Annotated in this window: 12 protein-coding genes and 1 pseudogene; 7 read left to right on the forward strand and 6 right to left on the reverse strand. The window is 69.7% G+C overall.

Annotation, left to right across the window (positions count from 1 at the left end; all coding sequences use genetic code 11):
- Nucleotides 1-147: 147 nt before the first annotated feature.
- The 5 genes from ACTYVM_RS23040 (at nt 148) to ACTYVM_RS23060 (ending at nt 5,379) form a co-directional block, all read left to right on the forward strand.
- Entirely contained in the window at nt 148-1,338 is a 1,191-nt protein-coding gene (locus ACTYVM_RS23040) for an NAD(P)/FAD-dependent oxidoreductase (RefSeq protein ID WP_445527762.1), read from the forward strand.
- A gap of 10 nt (nt 1,339-1,348) precedes the next feature.
- Entirely contained in the window at nt 1,349-2,287 is a 939-nt protein-coding gene (locus tag ACTYVM_RS23045) for a sigma-70 family RNA polymerase sigma factor (RefSeq protein WP_445527763.1), read from the forward strand.
- Between the two features lie 247 nt (nt 2,288-2,534).
- Complete coding sequence (locus ACTYVM_RS23050) at nt 2,535-3,419, forward strand: CPBP family intramembrane glutamic endopeptidase (protein ID WP_445527764.1); 885 nt, start codon at nt 2,535-2,537, stop codon at nt 3,417-3,419.
- Nucleotides 3,420-3,465: 46 nt separating this feature from the next.
- Nucleotides 3,466-4,683 (forward strand): sensor histidine kinase, encoded by a 1,218-nt coding sequence (locus ACTYVM_RS23055; protein WP_445527765.1) that lies wholly within the window; start codon nt 3,466-3,468, stop codon nt 4,681-4,683.
- A gap of 3 nt (nt 4,684-4,686) precedes the next feature.
- Nucleotides 4,687-5,379: a response regulator gene (locus tag ACTYVM_RS23060; RefSeq protein WP_445527766.1), complete on the forward strand. Its 693-nt coding sequence runs from the start codon at nt 4,687-4,689 to the stop codon at nt 5,377-5,379.
- A gap of 294 nt (nt 5,380-5,673) precedes the next feature.
- Here ACTYVM_RS23060 and ACTYVM_RS23065 read toward each other — a convergent pair whose 3' ends face one another.
- On the reverse strand, nt 5,674-9,417 hold the full coding sequence (locus tag ACTYVM_RS23065) for a S8 family peptidase (RefSeq protein ID WP_445527767.1): 3,744 nt from the start codon (nt 9,415-9,417) through the stop codon (nt 5,674-5,676).
- 428 nt (nt 9,418-9,845) lie between these two features.
- Between ACTYVM_RS23065 and ACTYVM_RS23070 the strand changes: the two are divergent.
- A pseudogene (locus ACTYVM_RS23070) lies at nt 9,846-10,611 on the forward strand (Tn3 family transposase); the annotation flags it as partial.
- Between the two features lie 165 nt (nt 10,612-10,776).
- Here ACTYVM_RS23070 and ACTYVM_RS23075 read toward each other — a convergent pair.
- Nucleotides 10,777-11,673: an aminoglycoside phosphotransferase family protein gene (locus ACTYVM_RS23075; RefSeq protein WP_445527768.1), complete on the reverse strand. Its 897-nt coding sequence runs from the start codon at nt 11,671-11,673 to the stop codon at nt 10,777-10,779.
- Nucleotides 11,674-11,787: 114 nt separating this feature from the next.
- On the opposite strand from ACTYVM_RS23075, the gene ACTYVM_RS23080 reads away from it, so the two are divergent.
- Nucleotides 11,788-12,390 carry a M15 family metallopeptidase gene (locus ACTYVM_RS23080; RefSeq protein ID WP_445527769.1) on the forward strand — a complete coding sequence of 201 codons (603 nt, stop codon included), beginning with the start codon at nt 11,788-11,790 and terminating at the stop codon, nt 12,388-12,390.
- Between the two features lie 66 nt (nt 12,391-12,456).
- Here ACTYVM_RS23080 and ACTYVM_RS23085 read toward each other — a convergent pair whose 3' ends face one another.
- From ACTYVM_RS23085 to ACTYVM_RS23100, 4 genes are all read right to left on the reverse strand, one after another.
- Complete coding sequence (locus tag ACTYVM_RS23085) at nt 12,457-13,974, reverse strand: hypothetical protein (protein WP_445527770.1); 1,518 nt, start codon at nt 13,972-13,974, stop codon at nt 12,457-12,459.
- Nucleotides 13,975-14,079: 105 nt separating this feature from the next.
- Nucleotides 14,080-14,493: a hypothetical protein gene (locus ACTYVM_RS23090; protein WP_445527771.1), complete on the reverse strand. Its 414-nt coding sequence runs from the start codon at nt 14,491-14,493 to the stop codon at nt 14,080-14,082.
- Nucleotides 14,490-16,613, reverse strand: a complete 2,124-nt coding sequence (locus tag ACTYVM_RS23095) for a site-specific integrase (protein ID WP_445527772.1) — start codon at nt 16,611-16,613, stop codon at nt 14,490-14,492. The genes ACTYVM_RS23090 and ACTYVM_RS23095 overlap by 4 nt, the downstream gene beginning before the upstream one ends.
- On the reverse strand, nt 16,610-18,265 hold the full coding sequence (locus ACTYVM_RS23100) for a hypothetical protein (RefSeq protein WP_445527773.1): 1,656 nt from the start codon (nt 18,263-18,265) through the stop codon (nt 16,610-16,612). The genes ACTYVM_RS23095 and ACTYVM_RS23100 overlap by 4 nt, the downstream gene beginning before the upstream one ends.
- Nucleotides 18,266-18,333: the final 68 nt, after the last annotated feature.

The raw sequence follows: 18,333 nt of genomic DNA on the forward strand, positions 1-18,333 counted from the left end.
GCGGCGGCTGCCCAGGACGGGCCCCAGGCGCCTGTCGCAGGCTCGGCCACTCGCCTTGGTTCGGTGACCCGCATCACACCCGGCTCCTGTCAGCAATCGGGGCGCCGTCTCGTTCAGGGGGCACGCGAACGAGACAGGAGCAACGCCATGAAGCACCGCATCGTCGTACTCGGCGCCGGATACGCCGGGGCCTTCGCCGCCGGAAATCTGGCCCGCCGGCTCTCCCCCGCCGACACCGAGATCACCGTCGTCAACGCCGTGCCCGACTTCGTCGAGCGGATGCGGCTCCACCAGCTCGCGATCGGCCAGGACCTCGCGTTCCGCAAGCTCGCCGACGTATTCGCGGGCACCGGGGTGCGGCTGCGCCTGGCGCGCGTCACCGGCATCGACCCCGAGCGCAGGACCGTCGCCGTGACCGGCGAGGACGGCGACGGCGAACTCGCGTACGACACGCTTCTCTACACGCTCGGCAGCTCCGCAGCCCACCATGGCGTCCCCGGCGTGGCCGAGTACGCCTTCGATGTGACCGGCCGGTCCTCGGCGCTGCGTCTGCGTGAGCGCCTGGCCGGCCTGGGCGAGGGCGGCACCGTGCTGGTCGTCGGTGAGGGGCTGACCGGCATCGAGACCGCCACCGAGTTCGCCGAGTCCCGGCCCGACCTCTCGGTCGCGCTCGCCGCCCGCGGGGAGCTGGGCGCCTGGCTCTCCCCGAAGGCCCGCCGTCACCTGCGCCAGGCCTTCGACCGGCTCGGCATCACCGTCCACGAGCACACCGGCATCGAAGCCGTCGAGCCGACACGGGCGATCGCCGCCGACGCCACGTCCATCCCGGCCGACGTGACCGTGTGGTCGGCCGGGTTCGCCGTGCACCCCATCGCGGCCGCCGGCGGCCTGGAGGTCGCCGAGACCGGCCAGGTCGTCGTCGACCGCACCATGCGCTCGGTCTCGCACCCGGACGTCTACGCCGCCGGGGACTGCGCCTGTGCGATCGGCGAGAACGGCCGGCCGCTGCCGATGTCCTGCGCCTCGGCCGGCTTCACGAACATGCAGGCGACCGCCGCGATCATCGCGCGCCTGACGGGCAGCGAGGTCCCTGCCGTCGGGCTGAAGTACTACGGCAACCACATCAGCCTCGGGCGGCGGGACGCGATCTTCCAGATGGTGGACGGGGACGCCCGGTCGAAGTCCTGGTACCTGGGCGGCCGGACCGCGGCGCGGCTCAAGTCGGGCGTGCTCAAGGGGGCCGGGTGGGGCATCGCCCACCCGACCTTCGGCATGCCGAAGCGCAAGCGCCGCCTGGCCACCGCGCCTGACCGGCGCGGTGTGAGAACCGCCGCGTAGGCTGCTCCGCATGGACAGCGCGGCCATCGATCGGTTCGAGGCCGGCCGGGGCCGGCTGGCCTCGCTCGCGTACCGTCTGCTCGGCTCGGCGGCCGACGCCGAGGACGCCGTGCAGGACGCGTTTCTGCGCTGGCAGGCCGCGGACCGGGAACGTATCGAGGTGCCGGAGGCATGGCTGACCAAGGTCGTCACCAATCTCTGCCTCGACCGGCTCCGCTCGGCGCAGGCGCGCCATGAGCGCGCTGTCGGAGACTGGCTGCCCGAGCCGCTCCTCGAGGGCGACCCGATGCTCGGCCCTGCCGACACCTTCGAGCAGCGCGAATCGGTGTCCTTGGCCGTACTGACCCTCATGGAGCGCCTCTCACCGGTCGAGCGGGCCGCTTACGTCCTGCGTGAGGCCTTCTCGTACCCCCACGCCGAGATCGCCGGGATCCTCGACATCACCGAGTCCGCGAGCCAGCAGCATGTCCACCGGGCCCGACGCCGGGTCGTCGCCGAGCGTCGCAGCGGCGACGAGGTGGACCCCGCGTCCGCGCGCCGGATCGTCGAGGAGTTCCTCGCCGCCGCCACGTCGGGGCGCACTGAACGGCTGGTGGCGCTGCTCACGGCCGACGCGACCGCGGTCTCGGACGGCGCCGGACTGGCCAGGCGGCTGCTGCGGTGCACGACGCGCGAGCGGGTCGCCTCCTACGTGCGGGCCGGCTTCAAGCCCACTCCGGCGAAGCGGCGGCTGGCCGGCGGCTCCCCCGCATTCCACATCGCGCTGGTCAACGGCTCCCCGGCCGTCCTCGCCGTGGTCGACGGCCGGGTCGTGGGCACCGTGGCGTTCGAAGTCGGCGACGGCAAGGTGGCCTCCCTGCGCGGCATCGCCGCCGCGGACCGGCTCGCGCGCCTCAATGAGGCCTGGCGGCAGCACGAACCCGACGCGCCGGTCATCCACGCATGGTGACCAGGGCCATCGGAATCCAGTGGCCTGAGTCGGAGCGAGGACGGACGCCCCTTCGGCCCCCTCGCCGCACAGCGCGGGGCGGACCGGACCGGACCCCGGCGGCGGCCCGGCGTCCGGGGCACCTCGGCGATGTCATCCCCTGTGAGAGCTACCGGTTGTGTCCGCTCGCGGGTGAATCGCGGATGCGGTGGTGTTCCTAGCGTGGTCGGCGGGCCGCAGCCTGTGCGGCCGAATCCAAGGGGAGGCCATGATGAGCGCGACATCCACCACACACCACGAGTCGGAGCACGACCGGTTCCCGGGGGGCTCCGGTCCGGGCGGGAGCCGCGTCGGCCGGATCTTCCGTTCTCCGTTCGGCTGGATGCCGATCGGCATCGTCGGTGTCGGCGTGGTCTCGGCTTCGACGGCGACCGGCCCCGGTCCGCTGCCGGTGGTGGGGGCGGCCGTCGCGGTGGGCGTGTACTGGGCGGTGATGCGCTTCGTCGCGCGGCGGCCGGTGCCGGAGATCGCCCGGCGCGGGGCTGTACGGGAGGCGTTGCTCGGCTGCGGGCTCGGCCTGGGCTTCATCGTCGTGTCCACCCTCGTGATCACGGCGTTCGGGGGCTACTCGTTCTCCTGGGCCGGAAACGGGTTCTTCTCCGTCCTGGCGTCCGCGGTCACCGTGCAGGCGGGCGCGGCGGTCGCCGAGGAGCTGATGTTCCGCGGCCTCGCTCTGCAGGGCCTGGAGCAGAAGTTCGGCAGCCGTGCCGCTGTCGCGATCACCGCGCTGCTCTTCGGTGCCGTGCACATGGCCAATCCCGGGGCCACCGCGTGGAGCGGACTGTCGATCGCCATCGAAGCGGGTGCGATGCTCGGGGCGGCGTTCCTGTGGCGGCGCAGCATCTGGTTCGTCGTGGGTGTGCACTTCGCCTGGAACGCCGCCGAGCAGCTGCTCGGCATCCAGGTCTCGGGCAACACCGCCAAGGGGCTGCTGTCCGTGGACGCCAGTGGTTCGACCCTGCTGACCGGCGGCGCTTTCGGGCTGGAGGCATCGGCCGTTACCGTCCTGATCGGTGCGGCGCTGGTGGTCCGGATGTTCGTCCGCGCCCACCGCCGGGGCGGTCTGCTTCCCCGGAGGCGCGCCGCCTCCTGAGCCCTGCCCGCGGCACCGCCTACGGCCAAACGGAACGGAGAGGGAAGTGACAGTGCTCGGGTCGTCTCGCAGACCGCCGCTGCTGCGGGGGCTGTTCCGCCGGTGGGCGGGGCGGGGGCGGTCGGTCGGGGACGGTGTTCTCGCGCTGGGTCTCGCCCTGCTGGCCTTCGTGCCGACCCTGTCGCACGTCGGGGCGCAGATCGCAGACCTGTCCGGGCATGCGCCGGGGGCGCTGAGCATCGGGCTGACCCTGGCTCAGACCCTGCCGCTGGCGGTGCGCACCCGATGGCCCGCGGTCTGCCTCGCGGTCGTCGGTTGCGCGTTCGCGATGCATCAGGCCCTGGGCTGCCCGGCGACGTTCGGGACCGTCGGGCTCTATCCCGCCCTGTACTCGGCCGGGGCCCACCAGGCCTCCTCCCGCCGCGCTCTGCCCGCCGTGGCGAGCGCGGGCTATGCCGTGCTGGCGGTCGTCCTGCACCGCCTCGGCTCACCGCAGACGATCCCGGACTACCTCGCGTTCTATCTGGTCCTGGCCGGGGTCTGGCTGGTCGGGGGCGGCGTGCGCAGGCGTCGGGCGGAGGAGGCCGAGCGCCGGCGGCTGGCAGCCGAGGTGGCCGCGGCCGCCGAGCGCGCGCGTATCGCGCGCGAACTGCACGACGTGGTGACCCACCATGTGACGGCCATGGTGGTCCAGGCCGACGCGGCGCAGTTCCTTCCCACGTCCGCGCCGGAACGCGTCGGCGAAAGTCTGGCGGCTGTCAGCGACACCGGTCGCCGGGCGCTGACCGAGCTGCGGTACCTGCTCGGTGTGCTGGAGGCGACCGGTCGGTCCGCGTCCGCAGACCGGGCGCCCGCCCTGGGAAAGGTGGGGGACCTGGTCGGGCAGGCCCGCAGGTCGGGTCAGCCCGTCGAGTTCACCGAGCGGGGCGAGCAGCGGTCGCAGGGTGTGGACGTGGAGCTGGCCGCGTACCGCGTGGTGCAGGAAGCACTCACCAACGCGATGAAGCACGCGGCCGGGCGGCGGACGCAGGTCGTGGTCCTGCACGGCGAGGAGCACATCGAGGTGGAAGTGGTCACCGAAGGGCCCGCCCCCTCCCCGGCTGCCACACCGGCCGCGCGGAGGCCGGGCCCCGCGGGAGGACGAGGTCTGGCGGGGCTGCGTGAGCGGGTGCGGATGCTCGATGGTGAACTGGTGGCCGGACCCGGGCCCGACGGCGGGTTCCGTGTCCGTGCCGTGATCCCGTCCGAGCCCGTGCAGGAGTGAACCTTGAGCGATGCGCCGCCGCCGATCCGTGTACTCGTCTGCGACGACCAGGCACTGGTGCGCACCGGCTACGTCACCATCTTCTCCGCCCAGCCCGACATGGAGGTCGTCGGTGAGGCCGAGAACGGGCACGCGGCGGTTCAGGCCACGCGACAACTGCGCCCCGACGTGGTCGTGATGGACATCCGGATGCCCCTGCTCGACGGCATCGAGGCGACCCGTCGGCTGGCCGGCCCCGACGCCGTGGCACCACCGAAGGTGCTGGTCGTCACCACCTTCAACGTCGACGCCTACGTCTACGACGCGCTTCGGGCCGGAGCGAGCGGCTTCCTCCTCAAGGACTCGCCTCCGGCGGAGCTGGTCGGCGCAGTCCGGACGGTCGCCCGGGGCGAGGCACTGCTGGCGCCGGCCGTCACCCGCCACCTCATCGGCCACTTCGCCGAACGGCTCCGCCCGGCGGACACCTCCCGGCGGGCCGGGGAGGACGTCGTGAGCCTGCTGACCGTCCGCGAGCTGGAGGCGCTCCGTCTGATCGCCGAAGGGCTGTCGAACGCGGAGATCGCCGCGGCGATGTTCATCGCCCCCGAGACGGTCAAGACCTATGTATCGCGGATCCTGACCAAACTCGGCCTGCGCGACCGCGTCCAGGCTGTCGTCCTCGCCTACCGGACCGGCCTGGTGTCCGACACACCATGAGCCGGTACGGCCCGGTCGGCGGCGGCCGAATGTCAGGCGGTGTCGCGAGCGGCGGCTGCCGTGCGGGGGGATGGTCCCACGACGTAGTGGACCCCGACCGGTTCGGCAGACACGGGGACGCTGATCAGCGGCCTGGTCCGTATCCCTTGTCACAGGGTTCGTACAGACGGCGCTGACGTGGTCCCGGGCGGCCTGTTCCTTGCCGGCGAAGCCCCGGTCTTTCGAGTGGTCCGCCGGACGGCCCCACCCCCACGAGAAGGCCGCCCGGCGGACCGGTCTGGATGACTCGTCGAACTAGCGCACGTCGTACGCGCGGTTCACGGTCTGGGTGACCGAGTTGCCCTTCGAGTCGGTCGCGGCGATCTTGACCGTGACCTGCTTGCCCGTGGCGCCGGTGTGGTTCACCGTCGCCGTCCAGGCGCCGTCGCTCTGCGCCGTCTTCGCCTCGGTCCAGGTCTGGCCGTTGTCGTACGAGTACGACAGGGCGACCTTGGTGAGCCCGCCCGGCGTGTAGCCGGTGTGGCCGGTGACCGTCAGGCCGAGCTTCTGGCCGTCCTCGGCGGGAAGCGTCTTCAGGCCGTCCTCCGGGAGCGTGAGGTGCGGGAAGAGGAGCGGGATGCCCTGCGAGTAGACGTTCTCGTCGAGGTGCGAGCGGAACGACCAGGTGGTCGTGGTTTCCAGCGAACGGTTCCAGACCCCGCTGTTGTCGAACTTCATGGTGTTCAGGGTCATCTCGTACGAGGCGTCCTCGGACGGCACCGTGAAGACCCCGGAGGGCCAGGAGCTGGATCCGACGAGTTCGCCGTCGCGCTCCAGCGTCATGCTGCCCATGTCGCCGAACCCGCCCTGGATGCCGAGGTGTTCGCCGTCACCCCAGAAGCCGGGGGCGACACCGATCAGGTTGCCTTGGCGCTCCGCGGCGAGCATCTGCTTGCCGTCGTCGTCGAGCGGGGTCGTCGGGGCGACGACCCCGCCGTACCACTCCTGGGTCCGCTTCTCGCCCTTCGTGTAGGTGTGCACCGGGTCGATCATGAACTCGCCCCAGGGGAAGCTGCTGGACACGAGCTGACCGAAGCCGGTGTCGGCCGAGTACAGCTCGGTGCGGGTGAACGGGGCGGGGACGGTGGCCAGCTCGGCGAAGCCTGCGGACAGTCCGTTCGGGCGGACGACCGAGGGGAAGTCGACGTAGTCGGCCGCCTTGCCCATGGCGCGGTAGGTCGCCTTGTTCGTGGCGAGGTCCGCGTCGTCGACCCGGTAGGTGCGCTCGGAGCGGATCTGGCCGTCTTCGGGGAAGGCCAGCGTGTAGACGTACGGGCTCTTGGCCGTCGCCTTCCAGCGCAGGGAGGTCTCACCGGCGGCGATGCGGGCGGCGAGGTCGGCGCCCTCGGCGGTCTCGACGGCGAGGACCGGCACCGGTCCGCCGGTGAAGCCGACGCTCGGGAACCAGCGGCCCACGGCCTCGCGGTAGAGGATCAGGCCCTTGACGCCCGCCTTGCCGGCGTCCTGCGCGATGGTGTTCAGCGCGTCGCGGTCGGCCAGCTTGACGAGCGCCAGCTTGCCCTTGGCCGCGGCCAGTTCGGCGGGCGTGCCGGACTTGCCGTCGACGATCTGCGCGGAGCCGGTGCCGTCGAGGTTGACGGAGCTGGTGGAGCCGGTCGTCGGGTGCAGTGCGGGGCCGCCGTCGACGGCGAGCTCGGAGATCTGGGGTGCCGCGGCGCGCCAGAAGCTGTCGAACTCGAAGTCTCCGTCCTTGGCCCGGCCCTGGACGTCGGCGTAGTAGGCGTTCAGTCCGCGGCCGCCCTCGATGGTGGCCGCGTGCAGCCAGGTGTCGTCCCAGGTGCGGGCGAAGCCGAGGGTGGCACCGCGGACCTCGGTGGGCCGGTCGGTGCGGATGTCGAGCCGGTGCGCGTCGCGGGCGTCGAGGACGATCGTGGTGTCCTTGGCGATGTCCACCTGCGGGCGGCCCAGGAAGGTCGCGGAGTCGGCGGCGGTGCCGTCCGTGGTGGGCGTCTCCACGAAACTGGACAGGAAGTAGGCGCCGGGCCGGATCTGGTACGTCTGCTCGGTGGCGCCTTCGTTGTAGCGGCGCTCGCCGGAGGCGTTGTCGGTGCCGATCACGTCGAGCGAGGTGCTGCCGCCGGCGGGCTTGCCGTGCCGGTCGAGGACCTTGACCTTCAGGGTGACGGTCTCGGGCTGCACGTAGAGCGAGAACGGCGTGCTGATGTGCACCCCGTCCGGGCCGGTGGCGAGGACGCGACCGGTGACGTCACCGTACTGGGCGGCCTTGAGCCTGGCGCTCGGGTCGATGGCCAGCGGGACCTTGACGGTGCCGCCCGCCGGGACGCTGACGGTGCGCTCGCCGATCTTGGCGACCGGGGTCGTCACGGTGGAACCGTCGTTGCCGGTGACGCGGTCGACGGCGAGCTTCAACTGCACTGGCTTGGCAGTGGTGTTGGTGTACGGCACCTGGACGGTGGTGCGGTCGGCGACGCTCTGCGGCCAGTTGAAGGCGCCGCCCTGGACGGCGTCGGCGCCGAGGACCGTCTGGTCGATGGCGGCCTTCACGTCGAGCCGCCCGCCGCCGGTCTCCCGGACGTCGCCGGGGATGTCGGTCTCGGCGGAGGAGACGAGCGCGGACTTGACCTGCTGCGCGGTCCAGTCGGGGTGGCGCTGCTTGACGATGGCGGCGGCGCCCGCGACGTGCGGGGTGGCCATCGACGTACCGCTCATGGACTCATACGCGTACAGGCCCCGGCCGCCCGCGGCGGCGGCGGAGATGGCGACGCCGGGGGCGGCGATCTCCGGCTTGAGGGTGTGGGTGCGCTGGACCGGGCTGCGGCTGGAGAAGCTCGCCGTGGAGTCGTCGCGGTCGACGGCGCCGACGGTGAGGACCTCGGGAACACAGCCGGGCGAGGACACGGTGTTGTTGCTCGGGCCCGAGTTGCCCGCGGCGATGACGAAGAGCGTGTCCTTCGCGGACTGCGCGAGTTCCTGCGTGGCCTGCGACAAGGGGTCGGAGCAGTCGAGCTCGGACGGGTTGCCGAGGCTCATGGAGACGACGTCGGCCTTCTGGTCGACGGCCCACTGCATGCCGGCGATGATCCACGACGTGGCGCCCTCGCCCCAGTCGTTGAGGACCTTGCCGTTGAGGAGCGTGGTGCCGGGGGCGACGCCCTTCTTCTTGCCGTCGCTCGCGGCGCCGGAGCCACCGACGGTGGACGTGGTGTGGGTGCCGTGGCCCTGGTGGTCGTCGGCGCTGTCGGAGTCGGTGAAGTTCTTCGACTCCGCGACCCGGCCCTTGAGGTCGGGGTGGTCGGTGTCGACGCCGGTGTCGAGGACGGCGACCTTGGTGCCCTTGCCGTCGTACCCGGCGGCCCAGGCCTGGTCGGCGTGCACCTGCTTGGTCGACTTGTCGAGCAGGGCCTTGACCTTGGCGTCGAGCCACAGCTTCTTGAGGTCGCCGCCGGCGCGGGACTTCGAGCTCGTGATGTCGGCCCAGAAGGCGGCGGCCTTCTTCTTGTCGGCCTTCAGGGCGACGCCGTCGACGGGCTCCAGAACCGGTCCGGTCTCGGCACCGCGCGGCGCGGCGGGCAGGTCGCTCTCCACGTCCACGGACTTGTCGTACGTGGCGATGAGCGGCAGCGATTCGCTGTGTGCGTCGTCGTAGCCCTGCCGGATCAGCCCTGTGACGTTGAAGAGTTCGTCGTCGACGAGGCCGTCGGCGATCGCCTTGACGGCGCCGTCCGGGTAGACGTACAGGTTCTTGCCCGACGTCCGGGTCTGTACGAGCGGCGCGGTCCCGTCCTCACCGGGCAGCACGGTCGCCACGCTGTGGCCCGAGCCGTCCTTGGTCACCATGACCCGGTCGCCGGTGACGAGGGTGACGACGGAGCCCGCGCCGTTCTTCGCTGCTGCCTCACTGCCGACCAGCGGCCTCGCGGTGTCCGTCCGTGTTCCGGCCGCGGTCGGGCCAGCCGCGGTGACGGCCAGGACGACGGCTGTTGCCGCCGCCGAGGCCGTACGCGATATCGCGCGCATCGTTCGCTCTCCCTCTCCCCAGGTGAAAGCGCAGGTGATACGGCATCAATGCCGTATACCCGGGCTGAAGTTGGTACTGCGGTGGCGCCACATTGGCATACGCAGCGGTCGTGCAGGGAAGAGAGGCGCGGCGGGTTTGCGCCGTGGCGCGCCGTGGCGGTTTCCCGCCACCGCGCGGCCGGAACTGACGCTCGGGAAGGAGTATCCCCGCATGCGAGTGAATCCCAGGTGCGGCCGAAGGCGGCGGCGTAGATCATCAGCCTGCCCTGGCTGACGGGTGCACGATCTCCCTGAGAAGCGGCCGACAAGCCCGTAGGCGGCCATGCGCTCGTTCGCCTGACCGGTCGCCACAGGTGACCTTCTGTGCCGCAAGGCCGATACTGCCGGTAGACACGTCGCGGCCGCCCCGCGTCCGCCGCCCCGCCCCGCCCCGCCCCATGCACCTGACGACCCGCCATGGAAGTGAGATGGCGTTCGGCCTGTACAAGATGCTCGGCTTCCGCTTCGCCCCGCGCTTTCGCGACCTGGAGGACCAGCGGTTCTGGTGGGCCGACCTGCCCGACGGCGAGGCGCCGGCCGCTGGGTACGGGCCGCTGGAGGCCATCGCCCGCAATAAGGTCAACCTGAAGCGCATCGAGACGCACTGGCCGGACATGCTCCGGGTCGCCGGATCGCTCATCACCAACCAGGTCCGCGCCTACGACCTGCTGCGGATGTTCGGCCGCGAGGGCCATCCCACCCCGCTGGGGCAGGCGTTCGCCGAGTACGGCCGCATCGACAAGACCATGCACCTGCTCGCCCTGGTCGACCCGGTCGACGACACATACCGCCGCCTGATGAACCGGCAGCTGACCGTGCAGCCACCGCCTCGCCCGCGCGATCTGTCACGGCGGCCGGGGCCAGATCCGCCAGGCGCACCGCGACGGCCAGGAAGACCAGTTGGCCAGTTTGGGTCTCGTCCTCAACGCCGTGGTCCTGTGGAACACCCGCTACCTGGATGCCGCCGTCGCCCAGCTGCGCGCCGAGGGCCGCGACATCAAGGACGAGGACGTCGCCCGGCTCTCCCCGCTCAAGAACCGGCATATCAACTTCCTGGGCCGCTACCTGTTCAACCTCAAGGCCAGCGGCCCCGGCCAGAGCCTTCGTCCCTTCCGGGACCCGGACGCCATCGAGGACGACGAGGACGGGGACTGATCCCGCGCACCCGACCCGTTAGGCGCCGACAGCGTCTGTTCGTCTCCATGGGGGGCATCGTGAGCGACGCGAGAGCGACATCCCGGCAGTTCCGGCAGTTCCGGCAGTTCCGGCAGTTCCGGCAGTTCCGGCAGCGAGTATCGGATGAGGATCGTCGCTCCGTGCCTACATCACACCGCCTCTCAGAACACGATCGAGCGCTGCCCGGCCTGCGGGTCCCCATGTCGGCTTGCCGCCAGGAAGGCCCCGGTCTCCGTTCTGGCCCATCAGCATGAGGAACAGGCTTTTCAGAACAGCCAGCCCGCGGGCGCGCCGGATCGTCGCCTCGTCCGCACGCGCGTATACGTCGAAGAAGCGTGAGGCGGCGCCCGCAGGAAGGACTACCCATGCGGCCGCGAGGTCCCACGCCGGATCGCCGGCGAACATGTCACCGAAATCGATCACGCCTGAGAGCGCCCCATCCGAGACGACGACATTCGCGGGATGAAGGTCACCGTGCACCCAAACCGGCGGCCCCTCCCACTCGGGCGCCGCAACGGCATCGTCCCAGACGGCCCGGACATCGTCGGCAATGCCGTCGGGAGCAACGGCTTGAAAGAAGTGGTCGAAGCCGTCCGTGCACTTCTTGGGGTGAGCGCCGCGGTCCGAACTGATCGGCGCCTCGGCGGGCGCCTCCACGTGGAGCGCTGTGAGGAAGCCCGCCAGAGTGTCGGCCGCATGGTCGCCGCGGCTGATCGAGGCGTAGTCCAGTGGCTCGCCGGGAACCCACGTCATGATGGTCCAGGGCTTCGGGAAGCGCGCGGACGGTTCACCGATCCGCACAGGGTTCGGGACCGGGAGCGGCAGGCGCGGGGCCAGGATCGGCAGCCACCGGCACTCCTTGCGCTGGAGATCCGGGGCACGTTCCGTACGCGGCATACGCACGACCAACTCGTCCCCAAGGCGCCACTGCTGGTTGTCCCACCCGCCCGCTACCTCGCGGATGGCCAGCCCTGCAAGGTCCGGATGCTGTTCCTGCAGCAGATCATGGACCAGGTCTGCGGTGATCTCGGAGTCGGTCATACGAAGCCACAGTACTGGCACAGGCGCCGACTCTGGCTCCGCTCGTGATCCTCGACTGGCTAGTTCTGTGACCGGGAAGCTTCGCCGGGGTGAGTCCTGCGGGATGATCGCGTCATGACTGAGATCGTGTTGATGTCGGACCCGAAAATCGCTGCCATACCTGTTGCTGAGTGCGGTGAACGCCTTGTGGACGTCCGCCGCGGCGACTCGCTGTTGGTCGATACGCGCAAGCAGGACCCGGCAGACGCATTCGCGTACCTGCGGGAAGGCGTGCTGGGACGGCTGGTCAAGGCCCAGGCAATGCTTCCGCAGGGCTTGCAGCTGCTGTTCGTTGAGGGGTACCGGCCTCCTTCTCTTCAGCGGGAGTACTTCAAGGAGTACGCCGATCATCTGCGAGCTGCCCACCTCGATTGGTCCGCCGAGCAGATCCACTCGGCGGCGAGCCGGTATGTGTCACCACCCGACATCGCTCCGCATAGCGCCGGCGCAGCTGTCGACCTCACCCTGGCCGACGCCGACGGGCACGAACTGGACCTGGGCACACGCATGAACGCGGACCCGGAGGAGAGCGAGGGCGCCTGCTACACCCATGCCGCCAACATCAGCGAGCAGGCCCGCGCCAACCGGAAGCTGCTGTGCACTGCGCTCACGGCTGCGGGGCTGGTGAACTACCCCACGGAGTGGTGTTCCCAGTCAAGTTCTTGTGTTCAAGAGTAGGAGCTCCTTCGAAGGGCCTCCCAGGATGTGACTGGCGGGGCAGAGAGTTCAATTGGCGGCCAGGGCTTACAGGCGGGGTATCAGATCCGACATGACAGCGAGGGGCAGCGAAGGATTGGCGGCTGCCGCCTCCACCACCTGCCAGTCGGCGTCGGTGAGTAGCTCTTCGATGATCGGCGGCGGAAGTGCCGCATGACGGGCGGCTATAGGCCTCGCCTGTGCGTCTTCCAGGCAGGCGAGCAGCGCCGGTGCCGACGCATTGCGATGCCGGGCAATCTCGCGGAACGCCTTCTGCACCGATGGTTCGTGCCGGGCAAGGTCTTCCAGAAGCGCCGGAGTCGCGTCCGGATTGGCGGCCACCTTAGCGACGACCCGGACTCCTTGCCGGTCGAGCATGGTGCGCAGTTGACCTTCCGAGAGGCCCGGGTGTGGAGCGATGGATTTGACCACTTTTGCGTCGGAGTCGGCGGCCAGCGCGTCGCGTACAGCGAGTGGCAGATCGCGGCGCTGGGCTATGAGCATCCGCGCGGCTGGGTTCGGTGATTCGGCCAGCTTCTCGACCTCGTCGAGGGATGCGGAGGCGATCCGCGGCAGCAGAGTGGCGCCGATCCTGGTAGCACTGGCCAGGTGGGTCAGCACGTCGAGCGGAACGAGCGGGTTGTGGGCGAGCCTGCGCCGCACTTCGTGGTCATGGTCGGTGGCCAGTGCGCGGATCAAGACCTCGTCGATCGCCGGATTCTCGGCGAGATCGGCTCGAACACCGGGGTTCGAATCTACGGCGAGCCGAGAGCAGACCTTTGATGGCAGATCGGGGCGGCCGGCAAGTGCCCAGCGCAACAGCAGCGAAGAATGGCCGGCGAAGCCGACGACGGCTTCGGCAGGTGTAACCGGATTCCGAATCGCCATCTGCTGTGTCTCGTGCCTGGTGGACTCGTGGGAGCCGTCGCAGGAGGCGCCGGACGGCAAATCGCAGTCGAGTCGCGAGCATTGTGGATCGTGCACGAACGGCGCCTCTTCACGGTCGCAGACCAGGCACCGCTGTGCGGGTGGCAGCCCCTCGCCGGTGAGCAGCGTCGCCAGTACGGCCGGTGGCGTCGCCTCGTTGGCCGCCACCGCGCGACGGACCTCGGCATGCGGATGCGCCGCAAGTCTGGTGGCCGTCTCCGGTGTCGTCCACAACGCGAGCTCCGCAACGACCTGTACGTCCGAGTCGGTGGCCAGCATCTCCATCACATCGAGCGGAAGGCCGGAGCAGGCGGCCAGCTTCTCCCGGCGCTCGACGACTGGATCTTCCGCGAGGAGGCGCGCCCACTCCGGGCGTCCGGCACGCTCGGCAAGCAGGGCGAGCGCGACGTCCGGTTGCGTCGCGGGATCAACGTCTGCGGCGGTCAGCATGCCTGCATACGCAAGCGACACAGCGCTTTCCTCGACACGAGAGGCCAGCACTACCGCCTGCGCGTGGCTGAGGTCGGCCCGATGAGCGAGGTCCGCAGCGATCTCGGCGTCCGCGACCGCGATCAGCCGGTCGACCAGCTCGGACGGCAGGCTTACGTTGGCGGCAAGCCCGCACAGAACATGGTTCACAAAGGCATCCTGCCTGGAACGCCACCGAATGGCTTCTGGATTTCGATGCCCAGGTGCTATCGGTAGAGAGGTGGCCCGGACCTGCGGTCGGAGGTGCCCGTCTGGTCATTCTCCCTTCGGACGGAGGGGTACGACATTGGCTGGTGCCTCCGCCGAGCTCTCGCTCAGATTGTGGCCCTGGCGAGTGAGGACGGCGTTCGCGAGTGCGAGTTGAGTGACTTGGTGCCGGAGCGCCGTGATTTCGGCCCTCTGCGCGGCAACGGTTTCCTTCAGGTCGGACACGGTATTACGGAGCCGCCTCTCCGATTCCGGGGGTTGCTTCGTCTCGGTGCGGACGCGTTCGTAGAACTCGGCCTTCAGGTCCGCATGGCGCTTTTGGAGGGCCATGCGGTGAACACCGGCCTCGGCCGCGAGAGCGACGACGGTCAGTGCGCCGTCGGAGGCTGTCGGCCGGCCGGCGAGGAGCCGGTCCATGGCGGCACGGATGCGTGTCCGCTCGTCGGTGGATTGCTCGGTCACGACAGGTCCTCGGCAGGTTGGGCGGTGGCGTGGTGAGTGTCGGCGGTGGCGCGGTATTGGTCGGCGGCGATGCGGAGGCGCCTGGCCAGCGGCTGAGGGGAGAGGGCCGCGAGCTTGTTGATGCGGTCGGTCTCTTCCAGCAGTTCGGTCGCGTGGCTGTCAAGGCGGACGGCATTCCCACAGCCGGGGCGGCAATCGAACTGGTTCGGGGCGGTTGCATCGGGGCCTGGTTCGCAGAGCGCGTTGTCGCGCTTGAAGACGCAGATCAGCGAAGCGTCCGGGTTGTCGAAGAGGACCAGGCCGTCGCGGGCCAGGTAGTCGGCGGCCTGTTTGGCGAACTTCTGGGTGACGGTACGGCCCTCGAATCGTGGCACCTGGACCGCGGCAGTGAGGGCTCGTCGGGCGGCGGGACCGGAAATCTTCTCGCCGGCGGCGAGGCCGTCCCGCAGCCGCGCGGCGGTGTCAGCCGCGGCCAGGGCGGTCTCGACGTCAAGGACACTGTGGATGCCGCGGCGGCTTCGGCTGCCGTACCCGCTGGACGTACGGGCGTCGAGGACGGTGCGCATGTGGCCGTACTGGATCGCGAGCGCGACGAGCCCACCAGGTCTGCGGGCGATGTGCCACGCCAGGGTCCGGCGGAACCGCCCGAGCCCGATGGCGCCGTGAGGGTCTTGGGGGACGCCCTGGTTCTGCAGCCCATGGGATTCGGTCTCCCGGTTGATCCAGGCGATGAAGTCCTCGATCCGCTGGTTCATGCTGCTGTTCTTCAAGGCGCCGCCGCGCTGGCGGCCGCGGGCAAAGTCGTGATGGGCGGAAGCGAAGAGCAGTTCGCCCTCAGGGACCATGCGCTCAAGGACTCGGATCGCGCGGACGACCGGGGTGATGGCGACCCAAGGGACCTCCCGTTCCTCGCCGGCCGAGACGTGCTGGCCGTCGTCGTTAGTGACGTTCTTGTAGTGGTGACTGCGGATGAGGTGGCGGCTGCCGTCCTCGGGGTCGGGGCAGCAGCCGGACCGCAGACCTTGTACTTCCTGCGGTCGCATGCCGGTCAGATAGAGGCAGACGATCATCGCGGCGGTGGCCAACTGCCTCATCAAGGTCGAGACCTCGTTGAAGTCGAAGTGTTCGCGCCAGGGCCTGCCGTTGATCTGCCCGGTCACGGCTACCGGGAGCGGGCAGGGCCCTGGCTGCAGCGTGCTGAGCTCATGGCGTTGTCGAAAGCCACTGACCTGGTTGACGCTGCAGCCGACGGTGGCTGCGATGAATGTTGCGGCCAGGACAGTCTTGCCGCGCCACTCGGTGGTCGGCAGGTCCGTGCCCGCGGCGAGTCGGGGCAAAAGGTAGTCGTCAAGCGCGGCCAGTCCCGCGGGCGAGCTCGGGTTGGTGATGGCCAACTGCTGCATGCGGCGCCATTCCACCCAGGCGGCCAGGATGTCGTCCGCGAGGTCGTCGACCATGCGGATCGCCCACATCAGTAGCGGGCTCACCACGCTCGGATCCAGCGGCTCGGTTGTGTTCTCGCCGGTGTCCTGCGAGGTGGAGGATGGGAGATAGTTGTCGACGCCTTCCCTTTCCCAAGGCGGTTGCGTGACGCCGATGGGCTGAGTGCAGAGCTGGTCGAATGCCCACAGATCAGTGAGGCGACTCAGAGTCTCCTCAGCGTAGTGCCGGGTCGGATTGGCACGGAAACGGTCCGCGACGTAAGCAATCCAGTGGTCATCGCTGCAGCCACGCAGATCTTTGACGCCAGCGGTGTCCAGCCAGCGGCCGAGTCGCATCCACTCGTAGCAGGTTTCCCGCATTTCATTGGCGGAGCCTCTGGAACGGGCCCGAATCCCTCGGCTCTGGAGGTAGGTGGGCCGCAGCTGGCCGTTCAACAGAATCCAGGTCACCTGCTTGATTTGCCCCGTCATCGGCGCGGGGCAGTTCCTCCAGTGGATCTTGATCAGACTGGCGCCGGGACGGTCGATGAACGGCCCGAGCGGCCAGACCGGCTCCTGGTAACGACCGTTGGGGTTGGCGTTTCCGGAGCTGATCCACCGAGGAAGGACGACCAGGCTGTCCGGGGTGGGGATCGGCAGCAGATAGGGGTCGCTCTCCGAGGCAAGAGGGAGGCTCATGAGGCAAGTTGTCCCTTCAGCAGGAGATCGACCAGGGTGCGGTCGGTGTCGCAGGCCCGTACCCGAGCGGCAGCCCAGGACGGGCGGCCGACCTTGTCCGCCAGGTCGTCAAGCCGCTGCCAGTGCTCGTACCAGCGCTGGTGCCATCTGTGTTCAGGCATCGCCGACCGTAGGCCCTGGATGTGTTCGTGAAGCAGGGCGAGGCGGGGGTGGTGACCTGGGTGGACGTGTGCGTTAGGGCAGGCGAGGCAGAGCAGGAAGTCGGCTCCGCAGCCGCCGTCCGGGGCAGGCCATGGGGTGGTGGTCTCGTCCGCGCAGTCCGCCGTCGCGGTCTGCCCGTGGGCCGGGTCCGGACCTTGAGCGAGGTGGCCGCCAAAGAAGATCTTCTGCGACTGGTCGAGAGCTTCGAGCGCGCCGTCCTCGAAGATCTGCTGCGAGGCTTGCCGGACTTTTTGGTCGGGCAGCACGTAGACGCTCTCGTGCGTCCCCTGCGTGTGCTGGAGAGGCTTGCCCTCTCGCGTCACCGTTGTGCGTCGGATCTGTCGGAAGGGCGAGCCGCTCAACTTGTGTTCGATCGCCCAGGACTTCCCGTCGACACCCGAGACACCGAAAACGAGCGGGCCGACTGCCGGAGGACGGTCCGTGTCCTTGCGTGCGCCCCTCTGGCGAACCGCGTGGGCCGTCATCAACAGGTCTGTACCCGGAGCGAGTTGAGCAGCCAGGAGTCGACCGTAGAGTGTGGCCTGCAGTGCCTGCGTGATCAATCGCCCGGGCGAATCGGCCCCGGAGTCGGTGATGTTCTCCGTGGAGAACCAGCGACCGTTCCCGGCCCGGCGCTTTTCGACCCGCACTTGGTAGGTCACGTTCGTGCCCTCCGCAACCGACGGAGCCCTGGTCGGGGTCGGCATACGGTCATAGACGGAGAGGTTCCAGCCGAAGCGATCGGTCAGCAGTACGGCCAGGGCTGTCAGCTCCGACGGGGTCAAGAACAGTCGAGCCCACGTGTGCTCAATGTCGCGGCCGCCTAGCAACCCACGGTTGGTGACGGCCTGCCGACCACTCGGCAACTGCGTACGGGGCACGTCCCCGACACGCGCCACATGGTCCAGAGTTTCCCCGAGTCGCCAGTCTCGGCTGCCCTCATCCAGGGTTCCCGCCCGCCACTTCTCCAGCAGTTCACTGTTCTCCCGGATCCTGAGCCAGGCAGCCCGGAACTGACGGCCTGCTGCCAGCAGCACGTGCTCACGTTCCGCCTCGTCGTAGGACTTCCTGACGGGCTTCGGGGCGGGAACGCGACGGGCCAGCTCCTCTGCGACCGGCCCTTCGCTCAACCGGGGGTCGCTGCGGAGCATCCGATGGACTACCCGCAGCGTGGTGCGACCGGTGTTCGTTCTGATGTTCTGCAGCCGCCAGCGCTTGAGCGTCGCCGCGTCCAGGCCTGTCAGATCCTCGGGAGGAGTGTCGAGACCGGAGATGAACTCGGCGAACACCTTCAGCCTGTTCCAGGTGGCTGTGGCGCTGTAATGGCTGGTCCACGTCACCTGCTGGGCAGCGAACACCGTTGCCAGGGAGCGCTGCATCGGCTCCGGGACTGGCAGGCCGGAGAAGACGAAGTCCTTCCCGTGACCAGCCTTGTTGACGATGGTGACCACCAGTCCGTTTACGGCAAGCGGTGCCTCCGTCGTGAAGTCGGTCGGAGGCAGGACCGCCCGACGCCCGC

It is taken from the genome of Streptomyces cyslabdanicus, assembly GCF_052663305.1.

What these genes read in the sequence shown, in the direction of transcription:
- ACTYVM_RS23050 (WP_445527764.1), top strand. Translation starts at nt 2,535, where the DNA reads ATGATGAGCGCGACATCCACCACACACCACGAGTCGGAGCACGACCGG.
- ACTYVM_RS23080 (WP_445527769.1), top strand. Translation starts at nt 11,788, where the DNA reads ATGACTGAGATCGTGTTGATGTCGGACCCGAAAATCGCTGCCATACCT.
- ACTYVM_RS23065 (WP_445527767.1), bottom strand. Translation starts at nt 9,417, where the DNA reads ATGCGCGCGATATCGCGTACGGCCTCGGCGGCGGCAACAGCCGTCGTC.
- ACTYVM_RS23045 (WP_445527763.1), top strand. Translation starts at nt 1,349, where the DNA reads ATGGACAGCGCGGCCATCGATCGGTTCGAGGCCGGCCGGGGCCGGCTG.
- ACTYVM_RS23075 (WP_445527768.1), bottom strand. Translation starts at nt 11,673, where the DNA reads ATGACCGACTCCGAGATCACCGCAGACCTGGTCCATGATCTGCTGCAG.
- ACTYVM_RS23095 (WP_445527772.1), bottom strand. Translation starts at nt 16,613, where the DNA reads ATGAGCCTCCCTCTTGCCTCGGAGAGCGACCCCTATCTGCTGCCGATC.
- ACTYVM_RS23040 (WP_445527762.1), top strand. Translation starts at nt 148, where the DNA reads ATGAAGCACCGCATCGTCGTACTCGGCGCCGGATACGCCGGGGCCTTC.